Below are 20,481 nucleotides of genomic sequence, written 5' to 3' on the forward strand. Positions count from 1 at the left end.
GCCGCCCAGTCGAATGTCAAGGGGACTCATAGGTCGCCAGCCAATCTTTTTGCAGAATTTGGGGTATTTCCTGATCCACCGTGCGGGGCTGAATGCATCATCCGGCGGCCTCGCCGCGGACGCATCATGGATGCCTGACCGGCCGAACGATACCGGGCACACGGTACACTCGAAAGGTCAGGCACCTCCTTACACCGCTTTACGTCTGGACGAGCTTGTCAGGTGTGATTGGCAGATCGCGTACACGTACTCCGATTGCGTCGAATACAGCATTCGCTACGGCCGCTGCAACACCTGTCGCACCGAGTTCACCGATCCCCTTGGCACCGAGCGGACCGGAGTTAGCGTCAAATTCGTCGACAAATGCCACCTCTATGTCAGGTGGGATGTCTGCGTTCACCGGAATGGGAACGCCCGCGAGATCTTTTGCGAGCCAGCGCCCGAGTGTCGGCTCGTAGTGGCTGGCCTCCATGGCGGCCATACCCCATCCCCAGACAATGCCACCAATCATTTGTGACCGGGACGTCATGGAGTTGATGATTCGGCCCGCGCTATAGACGCCTGTTGCCCGGCGAAGTCGCAACAGTCCCAGTTCGGGATCAACGCCGACTTCCACGAAGATGACCCCGAAAGACCGCGTGGGAAATCCAGGAGAGCCCATATCTACCGGCGCGTTGCCAGGTAAATCAAATGCGCCGTCCGATGCGAGCTCAGCTACGCCAGCTTCGCCCAGTACGTCCTGGATGGTGCGCGACATACCGCCGTAAGCGATACGTCCGCCCTGTAGCGAAACCTGGTCCGCGGGCCAACCAGCAAGTCTCGCCAGTTTGGACCGCACATCCTGTGCGGCCTTTTGCACTGCTGTCCCCGTGCTTATCGTGGTGCTTGAGCCGTAGGTGGGCCCGGCATACGGCAGGTTCGTGTCGCCCGATAGCGCCGTCACCTGCACCGGGTCCAACCCGAGCACGGCGGCAACGATCTGAGGAAACACCGTGGCGGGCCCCGTTCCAATGTCGCAGAAGCTTGATTCAAGTTGAGCCGTCCCGTCGGCGCGTAGCCTCACCTTCGCGGTTGAGTGAAACCGTGCCTGCCCCTGGCTGCAGTCCGCCATCCCGCATCCGATCCGCCAATGACCGTCGAGCGCGCCGCCTTTCGGACGTTCACGCCACCCGAAGCGTCTTGCACCTTCATCGTATGCCTCCCGAAGCTTTTTCGACGACCACGGTTTGCCGCTCTCCGGGTCAAGCTCCGTGTAGTTAGCCAATCTCAGATCGAGAGGATCTACGGTTAGCGATCTTGCCAGTTCATCCATGGCCGAACCCAATGCCCAGGACCCTGGGCCATCCCAAGGTGATCGCATAAAGGTCGGCAATACAACGTGTCCGCGGCGGATCCGGTGGGTCGCGGAAATGTTCTCGCAGGCATAGAAGGACTTCGCTGGTACCGCACCAAATTCTACGTAGTCGTCGGTCGTGCCTGTCACATTCACGGACCGATGGCTAACACCGAGAAGCCTGCCCTGCGAATCCGAGCCAAGGTGTACTTCATGGGTCATTTGAGGCTGATAGCCGACCATCCCGTATTGCTGCTGGCGGGTCAGTACCATCTTGACCGGCCGACCCGCGACACGGGCAGCCATGCTTACCAGGATTTCATGAGGCCATACAAAGGCTTTGGTGCCAAACCCTCCGCCCGTATGCGGGGCGACAACGCGGACTTTGGAATTATCGATTCCGAATGCCGCCGCCAATGTGCTCTGCACCGCCGGAAGATGCTGCACCGCGTCGTACACGGTCAGCCTCCCGCCCTTCCAAGTCGCGAGAATGGCGCAAGGCTCCATCGGATTGCCATGACGAGAGGGTTGCGTATACTCTCCGCCTGCGCGGAAAGCCGCACCCGCAATCGCCCCAGCGGCATCACCCTTGTGGAATTCGAGTGCATTCGCTTTCGAATAGTTACCTTTCTCCGGAGCAACGTCTACGGCAGGCGCGGTGTCAGGTACGACAAACGGGCGCCTTTCATAGCGCACGCGTACGACAGCAGCGCCCGCTTCAGCTGCCTGCAGACTCTCAGCCAACACCATGGCAACTGGCTGTCCCTCGTAGACGATGTCGTCCGATTGCATGGGGATGAATCGCGTCGCAAGCGGCGGCACACTTATTTCGTTCAGCTTTCCATGTACCCGCGGCATGTCGGACGCCCTCAACACTCTGACTACTCCGACTCGTGCCAGGGCGGCGGTCGTCTCTATCGAGACGACACGTCCTGCTGGAATCGTCGCATTGACGAACACCGCATAGAGTTGGGACGGCAGGTTCCGGTCGCCTGCGTAGCGTGCGGCACCTGTCACCTTGATGAAGCCGTCATGCCGGGGAATGGATTGACCCAGATTGCTCATCATGTCCTCGCTGCCGTATCTATGGTGCGCAATACTGCGTTGCGTGCGATAACAACCTTATAGCCATTGCGCGAGAGTGGGCGCGCGTCGACAAGACCTGCGTCGACGGCTGCATTTATACCCGCGGAGCCTAGACGCTGACCGACCAGCCTGCGTTCAGTTTCATCCAACCTCCATGGTCGCATCGCCACCGAACCCAACGCGATCCGTGCGTTGGTGATGACGTCCCCGTCAAGTTCGAGCGCCACGGCTGTCGATACGGTCGCGTACTCGTAGCTTTCGCGTTCGCGAATCTTCAGGTATGCAGACTTTGGCCAAGCCCTCGGTAGTTCAACCGCCGTTATCAACTCCCCGCTCCCGAGCCGGTGGTGCGCCGCCGGGCTTTCTCCCGGCAGCACGTGGAAGTCACGGGCCGCAATTCGCCGCCCACCCTCTGGACGGTCGGTTATGAATACCGCATCGAGGGCTGCAAGCGAGACCGCCGGGTCAGACGGCTGTACAGCCACACAGTCCTCTGTCCAGCCGAAAATGGCGTGCTTCTCGTTGAAACCGTGCAGTGCAGCACAGCCCGAACCCGCAACGCGTTTATTGCAGGGTGTCGGTTCATCCGCGCGGAAATATGGACATCGCACACGTTGTAGCGGATTTCCACCTATCGTCGCCAGGTTCCGGATTTGCGCCGATGCAGCCTTCAATATCGATTGCGAGAGGACAGGATAGTCACGCATGACCTGTGGATGCTGGGCAATATCGTTCAGCTTGCTCAACGCACCGATGGTCAGCCCGCCTGACGGTGTCGGGTGGATCCCCGACAGACCCTCAATCCGACCGATATCAATGATCTTCGTTGGCCTCTCGATTCCAATGCGCATCCAGTTTAGTAGCTCGGTACCGCCTGCGAGGAACGCTGAGCCACTGGAACTGCCAAGTGCGAGTGCTTCACCTGTCGACGATACCCGCTCGTATTCAAACGGTTCCATGGACGCCTCCGTGCATTTCGGCCGAAGCTGTCTCGACTGCCTCGGCGATTTGCGGATAGGCCGAACATCGACAGAGGTTTCCGCTCATCCACTCCCGGATTTCCACATTGGAACCCGTGTGCCCCTCTTCAATACAACCGACCGCAGACATAATCTGCCCCGACGTGCAGAACCCACATTGGAAAGCATCGCATTTTATGAAGGCACGCTGCACCGGATGCAACGAATCGCCAGTCGCGAGTCCCTCGACCGTCGTCACGCGCCGGCCCTCCAGGGTCGCGGCGAGAACGAAACAGGAGTTGACTCGTCTTCCGTCCAGCATGACCGTACACGCGCCGCACTCCCCGCGGTTGCAACCTTTCTTGGCACCGGTGAGGTGCAACTGCTCCCGCAGCAGATCGAGCAACGTCACGTCGGAGCGCACTTCAACACGATGCGCAACTCCATTGATCGTGACCGATATGCGAACCAGATTGTTTGCACGCGGAGCGTGAGACCCGCTCTCCGCCGATGCAGGGGCGGGTGCGGCGTGAACGCCATTTAGCGCCACCGACGTCGCGGCGGCGAGAGTTGACCGGAATAGGCCGCGGCGAGTCATCGTAACGCCCGCCACCCCTTGGTGTTCATCGCCCTCGACCAGGCCTGCTTTTGCTTCTCGCTCGTCTTCCATATGTACTCCCTAATATCTGCATGACATTACAAACACAAGGCGTGCTTCGATTCCATGTAAGACAACCACTCAAGAGCCAGTCGAGACACTTCCAATGTGGGGACCGGGTTTAGTCTGCCCGCGCGACCCTGAAGGCGCGATAGCGCCTATGTCATTTTTCAAATGACGATTTGTCATCAATATCACCTGCGAATCGCATCGTCCCTGTAAGAGCCTCGTGCAGCCGCTACTCTGCGCACTACTGGAGCGATCCGTTTTCTCCATCGAGTCGCCGCTTAATTATTAATCGATAATTATCAGAATTGCAAGCGATGCGACATTGAGATCCCCTTGAACGGGGGTAAACCACAAGCTTGGGCATTGATACGGTCCGTTTGCCGAGTCCTCTCCTTCGACCGGATCACGGACGACTCCACGCGCATCCAAGCCTGCCGCGAGCAGGACGCGTGCAACAACCCCTCTTACTTCACCGGTAACTCCGGTAACCGCAAACATCTGCTTCTCCCTGATTCGCACCGTTAGACGGCCCAATTTTGTGCGCCGAAACGTCTTTTCGCGATAACATCAGTGGCACTTGATATATGCCGCGAGCGCATTGATGCCTGGCTTCGACGAACGAATTCTGAATGGGATGAGTGTGCTGTCCGCGATAGTCGACACCGGCAGTTTCGCTGGTGCGGGTGACATGCTCGACATGTCCCAATCGGGTGTCAGCCGCTCCATAGCGCGGCTTGAAACGCGCCTCGGGGTCCGTCTCCTGGACCGTACGACGCGCTCGGTCACGCTGACGGATGAAGGCCGCCGCCTTTACGAGCAGGTGATGCCACTGCTCGCGGCACTTGAAGAGGCCGCGACGTCCGCCACTGAAGGAGCGACAGCCGTACGCGGCCGCCTAAGGGTGAATGTCGATCCTTTTTTTTCCCGCCTGCTCCTTGCTCCGAAGCTAGGGTCATTTATCGATCAGTATCCGGAGCTTCGACTGGAATTGGTCACAAGAGATCATCTCGGGGATATGATCGCCGACGGATTTGACCTTGCGGTCAGATTTGGCGAGCCTCGGCCTTCCAGCCTTGTGGCACGAAAGCTCCTCGAAACGCGCATCCTGACCGTCGCAGCACCGGCCTACCTCAAGCGCAAGGGCCGCCCTGAACAACCCTCCGAGCTCGAAAGCGATACTCACCAATGCATAAGGTTTCGGGATCCCGAAACAGGGCGGCCGTTCGACTGGGAATTTCACCGCGGGCGCAAGAAAATTACCATTGAGGTGGCCGGGCGACTCACTGTCAACGATGTCGGCACAATGCATAGCGTCTGCGTGGCCGGACACGCCATTGCTCAGGTGATGGAACTTGGTGTAGAACATCTACTCGCGGACGGCAGGCTCACGGAGCTGTTCCCCGACTGGCCCGACGAACGGTTCCCACTTTATGCGCTCTATCCGTCCCGGCATCATGTCCCGGCAAAGGTGCGCATGTTTCTCAATTTCATTGCGTCGCTCAGTGCAGCCCCAGAAAAGACGCTCGAGAGACAAACCAAGGCTAGCCGTCCCTAACGGCCAGACCGTTAACTATCTTTGAGCCCAAAAGGGTTGTTCCGAGCAGGTGGCCGATTCACCCGTGCGGTGCAGGCCCATGTTATTGCCCGTCTCGTCGCGACTTCGACTCGCCCATTAATTCTCAAAGGCAAAGGCCGCACGCCTCGCGGGGCTTTCTCAGGGATCCAACGAAGTCTCCCCGATTGCCAGGAATTAGAACTCGGCCCGGGACTCGTGGCGTTCCCTGTAACCTGGAAAGAAACGAACGGGCCGGCGCGCCGTGCTACGGCTCGTTACGGGGTTTTAATCATTCAGCGACCTCATGCAACGACATGATTCAAGGCCGTTAGCTGATTTCATAAGGATTGCTAATCTTAAACGAGCTACCCAAGAATCGACCAACAAGGCGTCGTTGATGCCCACGGCCTTCGCGAGGCAAGCCCATATCGCGGTAGACAGTAGTCGCCTTCCAGCTAAGCCGTCGTCCGTCACGACCTCAAGGCAAAACGGGTACCTCCTAAGCCCAGGCCGTCCTCCGACCACCCAGATGCCTGCCGGCCGCTTGGCTAGTGCGCGCGCAGAAGTTAGCCGCATTACGTTGCGGTAGCACCAGTCTACGCATCCTCTCAGCTTCCCGGCGCTCTCATTCGTGACAATCAAGCATCAATGAGATGACCGCGATGCTATTTCAGTTTCTTCCCCTTTTGTCCAGAATCCATTCCGAACCATACGTTCTTCTCTTAACCCAACCCGAAGGAGATTTGCCATGAACTTCCGCCAACTCACCCTGGTCGTCGCAGCCGCCCTCGCCTTTCCGATCGCCAGCCATGCCCAGGAAACTCCCTCCACCGTGACCCGCGCCCAGGTCCGCGCCGAACTCGTACAGATCGAAAAGGCCGGCTACCGCCCGGGTAATAACGATCCCCACTACCCCGGCGACGTCCAGGCTGCCGAAGCCAGGATCAGTGCACAGCGCAACACCACCGCCAACGTCGAAAGCAGTATCGGCGGCGTCCAGGACGGCTCCTCCGCATCGGGCCGCCCTGCCGCCGTGACCGGCCTCGGTTCACTCTATGCGCATTCCTGAAGCATCTGCCGTCCGGCCGGAAAGCATCTGCACTCCCTGCCCGCCCCGGACGGCCACTTTCAGGCTGGACTTCACTAGCGTCCGCCCGAACTACCTGTAGTGAACTGCTCGTGTGCTTTACGGCCTACCGAATGCCATTCCGAACACACTCCGGACTAGCCTTGATCGTTTAGAGGCTGGGCCCCAAATGGACCGGTCTGACGCTTGGCTGCAAGACGACTCTTGAGAATTTGATTCTGCCGTGCCCTTTAATGACATTTTGTCATATCACTTCTGACGTTTGGGATATTCACTCACCAGGTCGTTCCGCTTAAGCTCCAAGACGTTTCATCGGAAGGTGGCGATGCGATCAAGCAGCACGCTGTCGAAATATTCGACCTCGACCGATCGTTTGAATGTCAGATCGGGTGACCTATTCGAGCGGTTCTCGTCGTTCCCTGAAGTTCGGTGAGCTTCCCTTGCTTCAAAGCCCATCGCCGAAGCCAGATTGTATCTGCCGTGCAGATAGGTCTGCTAATGTTTAAAGGACTAAGCCATATGTACGCTATTACAGGAATTACAGGAAAAGTCGGTGGTGTCGTCGCCCGATCGCTTTTGAAGGCAGGACTGCCTGTTCGCGCTGTTGTCCGAGACATCACCAAGGGTAAGCCATGGGCAGACCTCGGTTGCGAGATCGCCCTTGCAGAAATCGGCAACGCCGAGGCGCTTGCGAAGGCCTTTGAGGGCACGGATGGAGTTTTTTTGATGACTCCACCGAACTACGATCCTCAACCAGGTTTCCCGGAAACGCAGGCCAATGCTGCTGCAGTCAAGAAAGCGCTGGAAACCGCGCAACCAAAACGGGTAGTGTTTCTTTCGACTGTTGGTGCACATGTCGCTGAGCCGAACCTGCTCAATAACTCCAGGATGACCGAGGAGATGCTTCGCACGCTGGACCTCCCCGTATGCGTGCTCCGTGCGGCCTGGTTCATGGAAAACGCTGGGTGGGATGCAGATGCAGCGCGCACCGGGGTAATTCATTGCTTCCTGCAACCGCGAGACCATCCAATACCAATGGTGGCCACTGATGACATAGGGCGCAACGCGGCGGAAATTATTCGTGAAGAATGGACCGGAGTGCGAATTGTCGAACTGGAGGGGCCTGTTCGCTATTGCGCAAACGATATCGCCGCCGGGTTCAGCATCGCCTTGGGTCTTCCTGTGCGCATGGTTCCCGTGCCGCGCGATACGTGGGAAACGCTCTTTCGGTCCCAAGGCATGCGATATCCGTTGCCCCGCATACGGATGCTCGATGGCTTCAACGAGGGCTGGATTGACTTCCAGGGCGGTGCTGACATTGAGCATCGCAAAGGTCAGATTCCTCTCGATGACGTCCTGAAGACGCTCGTCGCGTAACTGGGCGAAGTAGACAGACAGCAATGCGACTTCTGTCTCCAGCAACATCAGTTGAGATATTTTGGATCTCAGCTAACCGTCGCCACCAACAAGGAGAAAGTTGTGATTACAGTTCAAACCCAAGGTCTTACGATGCCTCGCCTGGGATTCGGCACATTCCGCATGGCTGGCAACGAATGCCAACCTGTTGTCGAGAGCGCATTGGAGCTCGGCTATCGCCACATCGATACCGCAGAAATGTACCAGAACGAAGAGGCAGTGGGTGCGGCTATCGCGGCGTCAGGAATAGCGCGTTCCGCCCTTCACGTCACAACCAAGGTGTGGCACGACCAGCTGGCGCCCGATGCAATCGAACGATCGCTCGAAACAAGTCTCAGGAAACTAAGACTCGATTTCGTAGACCTGTACATGGTTCACTGGCCGTCAAGCAGCATGGATTTACCGGCTGTACTTGAAACCATTCAGGGACTGCGCGAAGCGGGACTCACGCGGGCCATCGGTGTATGCAATTTTAATATGCAGCTTCTGAAAGTCGTCTTAGAGGACATTGGAGCCCCAATTGCCTGTCATCAGGTGGAATATCACCCGTTCCTCGGACAGGAAGCAATGCTTGGATACCTGCGCGCCCAAGGCATACCATTGGTTGCATACGCGCCGCTCGCACAAGGTCGTGCGGCTAATGATCCTGTTCTCGCGCTCATTGGTGAAAAGCACGGTGTCACTGCGGCCCAGGTCGCGATTGCATGGTTGCTCGACCAGCCAGGGGTTGTGGCTATTCCGAAAGCTCAACGCCGAGAGACTCAGAGAGCAAATTTGGATGCGCTCAACGTCCGTCTGGATGATGCCGACAGAAAAGCCATTGCGGCTCTACCGAAGAATCAACGGTTTGTGAACCCGCCATTCGCACCGCAATGGGATGTGTGACGCGATCACCCGAACCTTGATTCCCGCCCTCGGCATGTTGGCAAAGCCGTAAATGCAAACTCGACGTTTCACTGATGGCATAGCCGCGCTGATCATTGCATCCTGTCTGGAACGAATACCGCGGCTAATGCGGCGATCAGCGCACCCACCTCGGCAATATAACGCCAGTTGATCAGCAGTAAGGGTGAGACCAGGGCAGAGCCTGGCGCGCCGCCAAGGAAGAAGACAGCAATATAGAGACTGTTCAGGCGACTGCTGGCTGTTTAGACGAGAAAATGCGGTTCTGTTCCAACCTCACATCAGCGCCAAGCTTCACTGAAAACTCACTCCACCGTCACCGACTTAGCCAGGTTTCGCGGCTTGTCAATATCCGTTCCCCTTGCGAGCGCTGCGTGAAACGCAAGCAGTTGCATTGGAATCGTATGCAGGATAGGCGATAGCAGACCGTAATATTCAGTAAGCCGAATCACTTCAATACCCGGGCTTGGCGAGATGCCGCAGTCGGCATCGGCGAATACAAAAAGCTTGCCGCTGCGTGCACTGACCTCATGCATGTTCGACTTGAGTTTCTCGAGCAAGCGGTCATTAGGCGCAACCGCAACCACAGGCATCTCGTCACTCACCAGTGCAAGGGGGCCATGTTTCAGCTCGCCGGCGGGGTAGGCTTCCGCATGAATATACGAGATCTCCTTCATCTTCAGAGCACCTTCCAGCGCCACCGGATAATGCATACCGCGCCCAAGAAACAGAATATTCTGCCTGCGCGTAAGCTGCTCCGCCCAATCAATAATCTGCGGCTCCAGCGCAAGCACTTTGGTCATCGCGTCCGGAAGATGGCGAAGCGCGCGAAGATGGGTTTGCTCATCCTGTTCTGATAACCGCTGACGCGCCTGAGCCAACGTCAACGCCAGCAGGAACAACGCAACGAGTTGCGTAGTGAAGGCCTTCGTCGATGCCACCCCAATCTCTATCCCCGCCCGCGTAAAGAAAGTCAGCGCGCATTCGCGAGCCAATGCGCTGGTCGGCACGTTGCAGATAGCAAGCGTGTTCAACATGCCCTGCTGCCTCGCAACCTGCACCGCGCCCAGAACATCCGCCGTCTCCCCGCTTTGCGACACCGCTACAACCAGCGTCTTTGGATTCGGCACGCTTTCGCGATACCGGTATTCACTCGCGATCTCCACACTCACCGGCAACTGCGCCAGACTTTCTATCCAGTACTTGGCGGTCAGCGCCGCGTGATAGCTTCCGCCACATGCGAGGAGTAGCACCGAATCTACAGAATTCAGCACGCGCCACGCGTTGTCGCCAAAGAGCTCCGGCATGATCGATGTAACGTCCTGAAGCGTGTCGGCGACCGCCCGCGGCTGCTCGAAAATTTCCTTCTGCATGTAATAGCGATAAAGCCCCAGGTCGGCCGCCCCGCTATGCGCCGCGACGGTATGCACCCGGCGCTCGACACGGCGCCCATCGGCGTCTTCTATCCGATGTCGATGAAGCTGGATATCGACTACATCGCCGTTCTCCAGGTAGGCGATCTGATCGGTAACGCCCGACAATGCGATAGCGTCCGAGGCCAGGAAGTTCTCGCCATCGCCTATGCCCACCACCAGCGGCATGCCGTCGCGCGCGCCAACCAGCCGATGCGGCTCGTCGCGGCACAGCACTGCAATGGCATAGCTTCCACGCAGTTGCGCGACCGCTTCCTTGACAGCCTCGAACAAGTCGCCGTTATACAAGTGATCGATCAGATGCGCGATCACCTCGCTATCGGTCTGGCTCGCGAAGACATAGCCGCTTTCCTCCAGCGCCACTCGCAACTCCTCGTGATTTTCGATAATCCCGTTATGCGAAAGCGCTATTCGCGGCACGTCCGCATTCGGCGAAAAGTGCGGGTGAGCATTCGCGGTAACCGGCTTGCCGTGCGTCGCCCAGCGTGTATGCGCAATCCCCGTATAACCGGACAAGGCTTCGCTGGAGATCACATCTTGCAAATGTGCAACGCGATCGACGCTACGTGCCCGCACCAATTTCCCCGCCCGATATAACGCGACGCCGCATGAGTCGTAGCCGCGATATTCGAGGCGTTTAAGTCCGTCGACCAGATTAGGCAGGATGTTGCGTTGCGCGACCGCGCCGACAATTCCACACATGATGTTGTTCCCTAGGCGGCTCCCCTTTGGAACCGGTGCGGGAATGTTAAGGTTGATCTGATGAAATTTAACTTCATAATAGAAAGTTATTTGAAATTAAGCACTAATCAAAATATTTGATGAAATTTTATTTCACGCTAAGCTATGCGCGAGTGATCCCTCTTAGCGCTAAAAACGGAGCCCGAAGTGCCCGGAATTTATCTGGACGAACTCGACCTTCGCATCCTTGCAATCCTGCAAAGTGATTCGTCTGTGTCAAACGTGGAGCTTGCCGGCCGTGCGCACGCGTCACCGCCTACTTGCTTGCGCCGGGTAAGCAAACTCAAGGAAGCCGGGGTCATCCAGCGCGAAGTGGCCATTCTCGATTACGCCAAAATCGGGCCGACGTTAACCGCAATTATTGAAGTCAGTCTTGACCGGCAAGCAGCCGAGGACCTGGACGCTTTCGAAACTTATATCTGCGCGCAAGCCGTGGTGACCCAGTGCTATCGCGTGTCGCCCGGGCCGGACTTCCTGGTGGTAGCCGAAGTCGTCGACATGCCGGAATACGATGAGCTCGCGCGCCGCCTGTTCAAGACGTCTTCGAACATCCGCAATGTGCGCACATTCTTTTCGACGCATCGCGCCAAGTTCGAGGCCAATGCTCCGGTAAGGATCGTGGCTGATCGATCCACATAGCGTGTGATCGGATTAACCGAGCCCCGTCAGCTATAGGGATGCGTCCAGCAACTCCGCAGTCGAAACAACCGTGCAATATTCGCCGTGCAGATTCGCCAGCGACATGGCGTGGACCTCATCCGCGCTTCGCGCTCGGCCATTCCAATCCAGACGCCCGAACGTAAAGCATCCATCCGCGGCAAGATAGGTATTGAAACCAAGATTGCCGGCCATGCGAACGGTCGTCTCGACAGAATTGTTGGTGATCACGCCGGCCACCACAAGGCTTGTATGTCCGCCCTCGCGCAGCCGCTCTTCCAGCCCTGTGCCAATGAACGCATTATTCGTGCGTTTCGCGATAACCGGCTCCCCTGGCAAAGGGGCAGCTTCAGGCTTGAAGTCGTTTCCCGGTTGACCCGGGCGATAGTGAGAGGCGGGTTCTGACGAATCATGCCGCACATGCCAGACCGGCCAGTTCTCGGCGCGCCAGCGCGCTAATAAACGGCGGATTTCGCTTTCGGCCGAAGGGTTGTTGCGAACGCCCCAGTCCGGATGATCAATGGCTTTTTGAAGGTCGATTAACAGAAGCACCGACCCGCGAATTGACGACGAATGCATAGGCTGATCTTAAGTGGGTCAATCGCGCCAGAGTATAGCCGGGACAACCGAGGAGACAACGGATACGTCACTCGCCGCGGAGCAGGCGAACGTCTGACAATCGCCGCGCCAAAGATCCACTTCCAAAGCGCGTGCCGGCTCTCACACGCTCGCCAACCGGAATACGTTAACGGTGTCGCGCAGCAACTGGGCCTGTTCCTGCATCGACTGGGCGGCGGCCGTGGCTTGTTCGACCATCGCGGCATTTTGCTGGGTCGTCTCGTCCATTTGAGCAATGGCGATATTCACCTGCTCGATGCCGCGGCTCTGTTCCTCGGACGCCACCGAGATTTCGCCGATGATATCCGTCACGCGCTGCACGGCCTGAACCAGCGAGTGCATGGTCGTGCCGGCGCGCTCCACGAGCGCCTTGCCGTCGTCGACCTTGCCGGTCGACTCTTCGATCAGGCTCTTGATCTCCTTGGCCGCGTCCGCGCTGCGGCGTGCCAGGTTACGCACTTCGCCCGCCACCACCGCAAAACCACGCCCTTCCTCGCCCGCACGCGCTGCCTCGACCGCCGCGTTGAGCGCGAGAATATTCGTCTGGAAAGCGATGCCTTCGATCACGGAGATGATGTCGACCACGCGCGTGGAACTGACAGCAATGCTTTGCATCGTCAATACAACCTGCTGCACCGCCGTCCCGCCTTCGCTTGCGATCAGCGATGCATTCGCCGCCATCTTGTTCGCCTGATGCGCGTTCTCCGCGTTCTGCTTAACGGTCGCAGTGAGCTGCTCCATGCTCGCAGCCGTTTCGCTGATCGATGACGCCTGCTGCTCGGTGCGTGCGGACAGATCGTAGTTGCCTGCCGCGATCTGCTGGGCAGCGACGGTAATGGTTTCCGTGCCGCCGCGAATGCTCCGGACGGTATCGGCCAGGCGTTGCTGCATGCGTTGCATGGCCGACAACATGCTGCTCTCGTCCGATGCGCTAAGCGCGACGTCGTGCGACAGGTCGCCGTTCGCAATGCCCTCGGCGACGGTGGCAGCATACGCCGGTTCGCCACCCAGACTGTGCTTCACATTACGAATGATCAATACCAGCGCCGCCGAGCTCACGCCTCCAGTCAACAGGATCACGATCAGGTATTGCAGCAGGCTGACCTTGAACGCGTCGTTGATATCGTTCACGTACACGCCCGAGATCAGGTACCAGTCCCAGGGCGCAAACCGCTTGACGAAGCTGATCTTCGGCACGTGCTCTTCTTTGCCCGGCACGCGTGCCATGTACGGCACGAAACCCTGTCCGTTTGCCTGAGCGACCTTGACCATCTCGACGAACAAAAGCTTGCCGTCCGTATCCTTGTAGTCGCTCACGTCCTTCATGCGCAGATCGGCAAGTATCGGATGCATGATGACCACCGGGTGTGCGGTCGTAATCATCATGTACCCGTTGCCCGGATAACGCATCGCGGCAAGCTTCGCCTTCGCCTGCTGCTGAGCCTGCTCCAGTGTCAACTCATGGCGGTCCACCTGGCTTGCATAGTCTGCAACAATGCCGTAAGCCGATTCGACCACGTTTTCAACGCCGATCTTGCGATCCGCGGTCATGGCTTCACGCGACTGCCACGCGGCCCATCCGCCAAGGAACAGCAGCCCGAGCCATGTAATGAGCAGTGCCAGCGATAATTTGGTGTTCAAACTGAGACGGTCCAATCCACTCTCCGATGCAAGGCACAGTTCATGACCCGGCGCACGGTACGCGCGCCGTTCTGTGCTTATCGGCCGTCTGGGGGGATTCTGAAGTCAGGGAAACACCGAGCGGTGTGAACGCGAAGGGGATACCGGCGGTCCGCTACATACAATTCATTAAACCTTCACTGAAAATACCAGCGTGTCGCGCCACTCGCCTCTGATCAGCACATTCTTGCGATAAAGGTAGATCTGCTGCATCCCGAGTTTCTCCAGGACATGAATGGACGCGATATTCTCCGGCCTGCTGGTCGCGAAGATTTCCCGCACCTGGAGGTCGCGTGCCAGATAGTCGACCAATCGTTTCGCGGCTTCAGTGGCGTAACCCTTATGCCAATAGCGGGGATTGAGCGAATAGCCGATCTCCGCTTCCGTACCGTCTTCCGACAAAGTCGCGCGATAGCTGCCTATCAGGCTACCGTCGTTCAGTACTGCTGCCAGTTCCAGGGTTGTTCTGTCGGGCATCGAATTTCCCAGCACACAGCCTGCTACATAGTCCCTCGTCTGCTCGATCGTGTTAGGCCCCCATTCCTGATGCAACACGACTTCCGGCGAGCTTGCATATTCGTGCACCGCGTCGATATCGGACGGCTCTAAATCCCTGAGATAAAGACGCTGTGCGATCAGTTTCATAGGGATGCCACACCATCGCGCGCAACAATCCTGCCGCGTGCAACAACGAGCTTGCGGACGGGTCGCGAAACAACCGCTTGAGCCACCGTTTCAACGTCTACCAGAACAAGATCGGCCCGGGCGCCTTCGTGCAGCCCATAGTCCTTGAACCCGCACGCCCACGCTCCCAATGTACTGACGCAGTCAAACGCAAGTGCAAGGTCTTCATCGCGGCGAAGGTCGTAGCGCATGCCAACGAACATGGCCCGCTCAAGCATGTCGGGCTTGCCAAAAGGCGTCCATGTATCGCGTATTCCGTCATTACCGGCAAACAGCGTTACGCCCGCTTCGATGCAAGCGCGCATTGCAGGCACGGGCACGGAAGGCGGCGCCGTAGTCAACAACGCAACGTCAAGGTCCGCGATCCTCGCCAGCAACGCATCGCGCTCGCGATCCGCCAGCTGCCCCAAACAAAATGCGTGACTGACAACAACACGCCCCTGCATGCCCAACGCCTTGACACGGTCCAGCAGCAGGTTGAAGGTGAACGCACCTACCTCGCCGGGCTCGTGAAGATGGATATCGACAGGCTTCTGATGGCGGTCCGCAATCTCGAACGTGGTATCAAGCGAGGCGACCGGATCCTGGTCAATCAGCGCGGGGTCCAGCGCACCCAGCACATCGGCGCCGGCCGCCAGCGCGTCGCTTAGCAGCGCGTCGGTCCCTGGACGGCGCAGCATGCCTGACTGCGGAAACGCCACGACCTGTATGTCCATGACATCGGCCAGCGTTTCACGCGTTGCGAGCACACCGTGCAAATGCCTGAGCCCGGCGTCCGTGTCTATATCCACATGCGTTCTAAGCCGCGTTGTTCCTGCCGCAAGAAAAGCCCGCGCGAGCGCTAGCGACTGTGCACCCGCGTCGTGTCCCGTGCTCGCGCGCCGCGATCGTTCGTTCTCGATCCTGTCGATGAGCCTCGGACCCACTTCGTTGCGATACCACGGCAAACCCCAGTTCGTCTTGTCGAGATGCGTATGGCCTTCGACAAACCCCGGAAGGACCAGCGCACCCTGGCCGTGTTCGCGCACTACATCGGCGCTGCGCTGCAGGTTCGGACCGATTTCTTCTATCCGTCCGCCGTCGACAGCAATATCCACCGGGGTGCCGTCCGGCAGACGGACATTAGTGATCAGCAAGCTGGTGCGCACTGGAGCTCCTGGAAACAGAAAAGGCAATCAGCGGACCTCGAAGATCGCGTCCACTTCTACAGACGCCCCCGCTGGAAGCGTGGCAACGCCGACCGCGGTCCGCGCGTGACGGCCTCGTTCGCCGAACACGGCAAACATGAGATCGGAGGCGCCGTTGATGACTTTCGGCACATCAGGATAACCCGGCGTGCAGTACACGAATCCGCCCATGCGATGACAACTGACCACTCGGTCAAGGTCGCCATCGAGCGCGAGGTGAAGTGCAGCGAGCAGGTTGAGTCCGCAAATTTGTGCTGCCCGTTGCCCCGCTTCTAGATCCTGCTCCGTGCCGACAGGACCGGCGTATCGAACCTCGCCTTCCCATTCGCAAATCTGTCCCGCAAGAAAAATCAGCGAGCCCGTGCGTGAGAAAGGTTTGAAAGCACCCCGTGGCGCAGGCACTTTCGGCAAGACGAGCCCAAGCGCTTCAAGACGCATGGCGGCCGAATCCGGATTGGCTGGAACGGGCGTAGAGGTCATTGACGGTCTCCGGGTAAAATGAAAGCGTTCGCGTCGAACTTGCAAGTGTGTCACAACATCCCGAGCAAACAAATGCCCGTGGCGAACGCTGCCTTACATAGCGCTTGAGCAACGGATGCGCCTCGGAGGAGGTCACCCGCGCGGCTTGATCAAGCAGGTTTGCACGCGAGTCGGGTTCAGCGAACATTTCCATCAAGGTGCATACTCTCCGATGGCCGCGCCGCCGCGGCCGCCTCACGCGTCGCAGCGCCAAGATCCTGCGACCTTACCTGCTTCCCTCATTACACCAACCTCCATGTCCCGCAGCCCGCAATCGTCGCGTCCTCTTGTCATTGCAGCGGTCATGGCTTCAATGGCAATGGTCGCCATCGAAGCCACCATCGTTTCCACCGCCATGCCGCAGATCGTCTCGCAACTCGGCGACCTCCATCTCTATAGCTGGGTCTTCTCGTCGTTCCTGCTGACGCAAACGGCCATGACAGTCATCTTCGGCAAGCTCGCGGACCTGTATGGCCGCAAGCCCATTATTCTTGCCGGCATTGCGATCTTTCTGGTCGGCTCAATCCTTGCCGGCTTCGCCTGGTCCATGCCGGCCATGATCGTGTTCCGGCTGATCCAGGGCGTCGGCGCGGGCGCGATCCAGCCGGTCACGCTGACGATTGTCGCCGACCTCTACCCCGCGCGCGAACGCGGCAAGGTGCAGGGATATCTGGCGAGTGTATGGGCCATATCGGCGGTGGTCGGGCCAATGGTAGGCGGGTTCATCATCCACGATTTTTCATGGGCCTGGATCTTCTGGATGAACGTGCCGATCGGCCTCGCGTCGGCGGCCGGGTTCATCGCGTTCCTGAAGGAATCCGAGCGGCATGCGCGACCGTCCATCGACTTTGCGGGAGCTGCGCTTTTCATGGTGTCGATCGCCGCGCTCATGATGTCGCTGACATATGCGGGCAATGACGACGTCACGAAGGCATTGATCGCGGGCGGGTTCTTTATCGTGTGCCTGCTGTTCTTCCTGATGCAGGAGAGACGCGCCACGGAACCCATGATCTCGTTCGCGCTATGGAGCCGCCGGCCAATTGCCGCGTGCAATGGATCAACCGTCCTGTCCGGCATGATCCTGATGGGCGCAACCACGTTTTTACCGATGTACGTGCAGGGCGTCCTGCATCGTTCGCCGGTTATCGCCGGTCTCGCATTGACCATGATGATGGTCGGATGGCCCGTTGGCGCGACGCTGGCCGCGAAGTCGTTTCATCGCATCGGGCTGCGGCGCATCCTGATCGGCGGCAGTGCATTTATCCCGTTGGGCGCGGTGTTCCTGATCGTGTTGTCGCCGGACAGTTCGCCGCTCATCGCGGCGTTTGGTTCACTCATCATGGGCTTCGGCATGGGAACGGCGAGCGTCAGTTCGCTCGTGCTGATCCAGGAGATAGTGGATATTGCGCAGCGCGGCAGCGCAACTGCGTCGAATCTGTTCTCGAGGAATCTCGGCAGCACGATTGGTGCGACCCTGTTCGGCGCCGTGCTCAACTTCGGCCTTAGTCATTCGAACGGCGCGGCAGCGGTTACATCGGACCAGTTGAAGGCGCTGCTTCAGAATCAGGTGACGAACCTCGGCACCAGCGACGCTATCCGTCAGGTGCTGCATCAGTCGCTTCACCTCACGTTCCTGTCGATTTTCGTGATCGCGATTTTCGTTGTTGCGTTTCTCCTCTTCGTCCCGACGATCACGTTGGGCCACGAGAAAAAGATGCCGCTCGAAGCGTTGTCGCCGATCGAAGACTAAGCACGCAATGCCGGGTTGATTCAGTCAGCGTGAGACGCGGCACGATTGCGTGAGGGGTGTTCGCTCGCGTGCGCATCGGAGACTTTTACCAATGCGGCGCGAGTGAAAACCTAAACAATCATTTGCCAGACGAAGAACACCGCCAGCGAGACCGCAATGGTCAGCAAGGGCTTGCGCGTAAGCGCACACACGACCACGGCCACCGCCGCCGCGACCAATTGCGAGTTACGCCAGGTAAGCTCGGCCGCGCCGCCGTGCGGCGCAAACGTCATCGGCACGATGATCGCCGTCAACACCGTCACGGGCACGAAATTAAGCGCCATGCGCACAACGGGCGGAAAGCTCAGGCGCTCGCCGAACACGAAAACCGCCGAGCGGATGCCGTAAGTAATCACCGCCATGCCCAGGATCAAAAGAGCGTATTTCATTTGGCTCGCTCCATTTCCGCAGAGCGTTGCGTGGGACGTTGTGCCGGGCGTTGCGTTGAGTCCTTGGCACGCGTCGACAGCAGCATGCCCACCGCCACCCCGACCACGACTGCCGCAAGCAAACCGAGCTTGTAAGGCCAGTCGTTCCACGCAAACGACAACACGCCCGCTGCCAGCGCAGCCGCCACAAAACGCAACGCCACAAGCTGCGGCACGATGATCGCGATGAACGTGGCGACCATCGCGAAGTCGAGTCCCTTCGACTGGAGACCTGGAAACGCCGAGCCGAACAGCAGTCCGGCGACGGTCCATATCTGCCAGTTCACATACATGGACACGCCCGAGCCCAGGAAGTAATACGGCCCGGTTTCGCCCGGTGCGCGACGCTGGTAATGCGCGTACGAGACGGCAAAGACTTCATCGGTCATGAAAGCGCCAAGCGTCCAGCGCCAGCGTGCAGGCAAGTGCGCGACATACGGCGCAAGCGTCGCCGAGTACAGCACATGGCGCAGATTGACGATGAACGTAGTTGCCCAGATCACGGCGAAACTCGCGTGGCCGGCAATCAGCCCGAGCGCAATGAATTGCGCGGAGCCTGCAAACACGACAAGCGACATTAACTGCACCGACCACGCATGCAGCGGGCCGGTGGCGGCGAGCGTGCCGAAGATCACGCCAAATGGCGCGGCGCCGACCATCATGGGAATGGTGTCGCGTGCGCCCGCGCCGAATTCGGCGAGATTGCCCGGTTGATGGTTCTGATGCGATGAGTTCAATGTCTCCTCCGTTGATAGCGAGGATAGGACGCACCGCGCTCATGCGCTTGTACGTTCTTGCGGTCCGGTTACATCGACAGAGGGTGATGTGGGTGGCGAGGGGTGATGTGCTAGCGCCAGCGTCCGGGCGACACGCCGAAGGTCTTTTTGAAGTGCCGCGTGAAATGGCTCTGATCGGTGAAGCCACTCGCCGCCGCCACGTCCGTCACCGGCACACCCGCGCGCAATGCATCGAGCGCGCGATTGACACGCATCTGGTTACGCCAGGCGTGAGGCGCAAGTCCGGTTTCGCGCGTGAACAGGCGCGCGGCGTGGAAGGTCGAAAGTCCCACTGTCTGCGCGAGTTCGGCAAGGGATAACGGCTCGGTCAGGTCATCGGTCAGGCGGGCTTTCATGGCGTTCACGCGCGCCGTGTCCTGACGCATGCGCTGTACCGGCGGCTGTTGTCCGGCATGACGCACAAGCAGCGTGGATACCGCGTCGAGCAACGCGTGCTCCGCTCCAAGCGGATCCAGGTTGGCTTCCATGGCCTGATGCGCGATCTGCACGCGATGGGCGAGATCGGCGTCGCGGATGACGTCGGCGGAGAACCATGGCATTGGCTGGGTGCGGCCGGCCACTTCGTCGGCGACGGACTGCACGAAGTCGACCGGCAGATAGAACACGCGATACCGCCAGCCCAGATCCACCGCCCGCGCGCCGGTATGCAGTTCACCCGGATTGATGACCGGCACCGAGCCGGCTTCAGCCACGAAATTCGATCCGCGATAGTCGTACTGCTCCGCGCCCGCCTCAATGACGGGAACGGTGTACGCGTCGTGCCAGTGGGGCGCAAAGGAATGATCGTAATACTCGGCCGTCAGCATTTCCGCGCCGGGCACGAGCGGCGAGCGCCAATAGCGCGCGGAATTGCTGAAACGGGAGGCGGTCATGGCTTTGCGATGCCGTGGGCGGAAACCGTAAGTTTAGCCCGGGCCGCATTTTCAGCGGATTATGAATAAC

Annotated in this window: 18 protein-coding genes; 6 read left to right on the forward strand and 12 right to left on the reverse strand. The window is 58.9% G+C overall.

Going from position 1 to position 20,481, the window contains the following annotated elements:
- Positions 1-199 precede the first annotated feature (199 nt).
- Genes AWB69_RS11460 through AWB69_RS11470 form a run of 3 tightly spaced genes read right to left on the reverse strand, consistent with a single transcriptional unit; the run spans position 200 to position 4,048 of the window.
- Positions 200-2,401 carry a xanthine dehydrogenase family protein molybdopterin-binding subunit gene (locus AWB69_RS11460; RefSeq protein WP_231937068.1) on the reverse strand — a complete coding sequence of 734 codons (2,202 nt, stop codon included), beginning with the start codon at positions 2,399-2,401 and terminating at the stop codon, positions 200-202.
- A complete protein-coding gene (locus AWB69_RS11465; protein ID WP_062085021.1) occupies positions 2,398-3,378 on the reverse strand; it encodes an FAD binding domain-containing protein in 981 nt (326 codons plus the stop codon). Before AWB69_RS11465 ends, AWB69_RS11460 begins: the two co-directional genes overlap by 4 nt.
- The gene (locus AWB69_RS11470; protein ID WP_331712667.1) at positions 3,365-4,048 is read right to left on the reverse strand and encodes a (2Fe-2S)-binding protein; all 684 of its coding nucleotides are present in this window, start codon (positions 4,046-4,048) and stop codon (positions 3,365-3,367) included. The genes AWB69_RS11465 and AWB69_RS11470 overlap by 14 nt, the downstream gene beginning before the upstream one ends.
- Before the next feature lie 598 nt (positions 4,049-4,646).
- On the opposite strand from AWB69_RS11470, the gene AWB69_RS11475 reads away from it, so the two are divergent.
- The 4 genes from AWB69_RS11475 (at position 4,647) to AWB69_RS11490 (ending at position 8,988) form a co-directional block, all read left to right on the forward strand.
- Positions 4,647-5,600: a LysR family transcriptional regulator gene (locus AWB69_RS11475; protein WP_062085022.1), complete on the forward strand. Its 954-nt coding sequence runs from the start codon at positions 4,647-4,649 to the stop codon at positions 5,598-5,600.
- Between the two features lie 748 nt (positions 5,601-6,348).
- Entirely contained in the window at positions 6,349-6,669 is a 321-nt protein-coding gene (locus AWB69_RS11480) for a DUF4148 domain-containing protein (RefSeq protein ID WP_062085023.1), read from the forward strand.
- A gap of 537 nt (positions 6,670-7,206) precedes the next feature.
- Positions 7,207-8,064: an NmrA family NAD(P)-binding protein gene (locus tag AWB69_RS11485; RefSeq protein ID WP_062085024.1), complete on the forward strand. Its 858-nt coding sequence runs from the start codon at positions 7,207-7,209 to the stop codon at positions 8,062-8,064.
- 132 nt (positions 8,065-8,196) lie between these two features.
- Entirely contained in the window at positions 8,197-8,988 is a 792-nt protein-coding gene (locus AWB69_RS11490; protein WP_062085100.1) for an aldo/keto reductase, read from the forward strand.
- Between the two features lie 323 nt (positions 8,989-9,311).
- Here the strand turns inward: AWB69_RS11490 and glmS are convergent, their stop codons facing one another.
- Complete coding sequence (glmS, locus tag AWB69_RS11495; RefSeq protein ID WP_062085025.1) at positions 9,312-11,141, reverse strand: glutamine--fructose-6-phosphate transaminase (isomerizing); 1,830 nt, start codon at positions 11,139-11,141, stop codon at positions 9,312-9,314.
- 186 nt (positions 11,142-11,327) lie between these two features.
- Between glmS and AWB69_RS11500 the strand changes: the two genes are divergently transcribed.
- A complete protein-coding gene (locus tag AWB69_RS11500; RefSeq protein WP_062085026.1) occupies positions 11,328-11,819 on the forward strand; it encodes an Lrp/AsnC family transcriptional regulator in 492 nt (163 codons plus the stop codon).
- Between the two features lie 30 nt (positions 11,820-11,849).
- Here AWB69_RS11500 and AWB69_RS11505 read toward each other — a convergent pair whose 3' ends face one another.
- The 5 genes from AWB69_RS11505 to AWB69_RS11525 all read right to left on the reverse strand — a co-directional run bounded on the left by AWB69_RS11505 (position 11,850) and on the right by AWB69_RS11525 (position 16,486).
- Positions 11,850-12,416, reverse strand: a complete 567-nt coding sequence (locus AWB69_RS11505; protein ID WP_062085027.1) for a cysteine hydrolase family protein — start codon at positions 12,414-12,416, stop codon at positions 11,850-11,852.
- 141 nt (positions 12,417-12,557) lie between these two features.
- Positions 12,558-14,111 carry a methyl-accepting chemotaxis protein gene (locus AWB69_RS11510; RefSeq protein WP_062085028.1) on the reverse strand — a complete coding sequence of 518 codons (1,554 nt, stop codon included), beginning with the start codon at positions 14,109-14,111 and terminating at the stop codon, positions 12,558-12,560.
- Between the two features lie 153 nt (positions 14,112-14,264).
- Positions 14,265-14,780 (reverse strand): GNAT family N-acetyltransferase, encoded by a 516-nt coding sequence (locus AWB69_RS11515; RefSeq protein ID WP_062085029.1) that lies wholly within the window; start codon positions 14,778-14,780, stop codon positions 14,265-14,267.
- Entirely contained in the window at positions 14,777-15,967 is a 1,191-nt protein-coding gene (locus AWB69_RS11520) for an amidohydrolase family protein (RefSeq protein WP_062085030.1), read from the reverse strand. The genes AWB69_RS11515 and AWB69_RS11520 overlap by 4 nt, the downstream gene beginning before the upstream one ends.
- A gap of 27 nt (positions 15,968-15,994) precedes the next feature.
- Entirely contained in the window at positions 15,995-16,486 is a 492-nt protein-coding gene (locus AWB69_RS11525) for a RidA family protein (protein WP_062085031.1), read from the reverse strand.
- 295 nt (positions 16,487-16,781) lie between these two features.
- Between AWB69_RS11525 and AWB69_RS11530 the strand changes: the two genes are divergently transcribed.
- Positions 16,782-18,275: an MDR family MFS transporter gene (locus AWB69_RS11530; RefSeq protein WP_062085101.1), complete on the forward strand. Its 1,494-nt coding sequence runs from the start codon at positions 16,782-16,784 to the stop codon at positions 18,273-18,275.
- Positions 18,276-18,385: 110 nt separating this feature from the next.
- On the opposite strand, the gene AWB69_RS11535 is transcribed toward AWB69_RS11530, so the two are convergent.
- The 3 genes from AWB69_RS11535 to AWB69_RS11545 all read right to left on the reverse strand — a co-directional run bounded on the left by AWB69_RS11535 (position 18,386) and on the right by AWB69_RS11545 (position 20,411).
- Complete coding sequence (locus AWB69_RS11535) at positions 18,386-18,703, reverse strand: AzlD domain-containing protein (RefSeq protein WP_062085032.1); 318 nt, start codon at positions 18,701-18,703, stop codon at positions 18,386-18,388.
- On the reverse strand, positions 18,700-19,404 hold the full coding sequence (locus tag AWB69_RS11540) for an AzlC family ABC transporter permease (RefSeq protein ID WP_082913358.1): 705 nt from the start codon (positions 19,402-19,404) through the stop codon (positions 18,700-18,702). The genes AWB69_RS11535 and AWB69_RS11540 overlap by 4 nt, the downstream gene beginning before the upstream one ends.
- A gap of 185 nt (positions 19,405-19,589) precedes the next feature.
- Complete coding sequence (locus AWB69_RS11545; RefSeq protein ID WP_062085034.1) at positions 19,590-20,411, reverse strand: helix-turn-helix transcriptional regulator; 822 nt, start codon at positions 20,409-20,411, stop codon at positions 19,590-19,592.
- Positions 20,412-20,481: the final 70 nt, after the last annotated feature.

The sequence above is a fragment of the Caballeronia udeis genome (genome assembly GCF_001544555.2).
Lineage (GTDB): Bacteria > Pseudomonadota > Gammaproteobacteria > Burkholderiales > Burkholderiaceae > Caballeronia > Caballeronia udeis.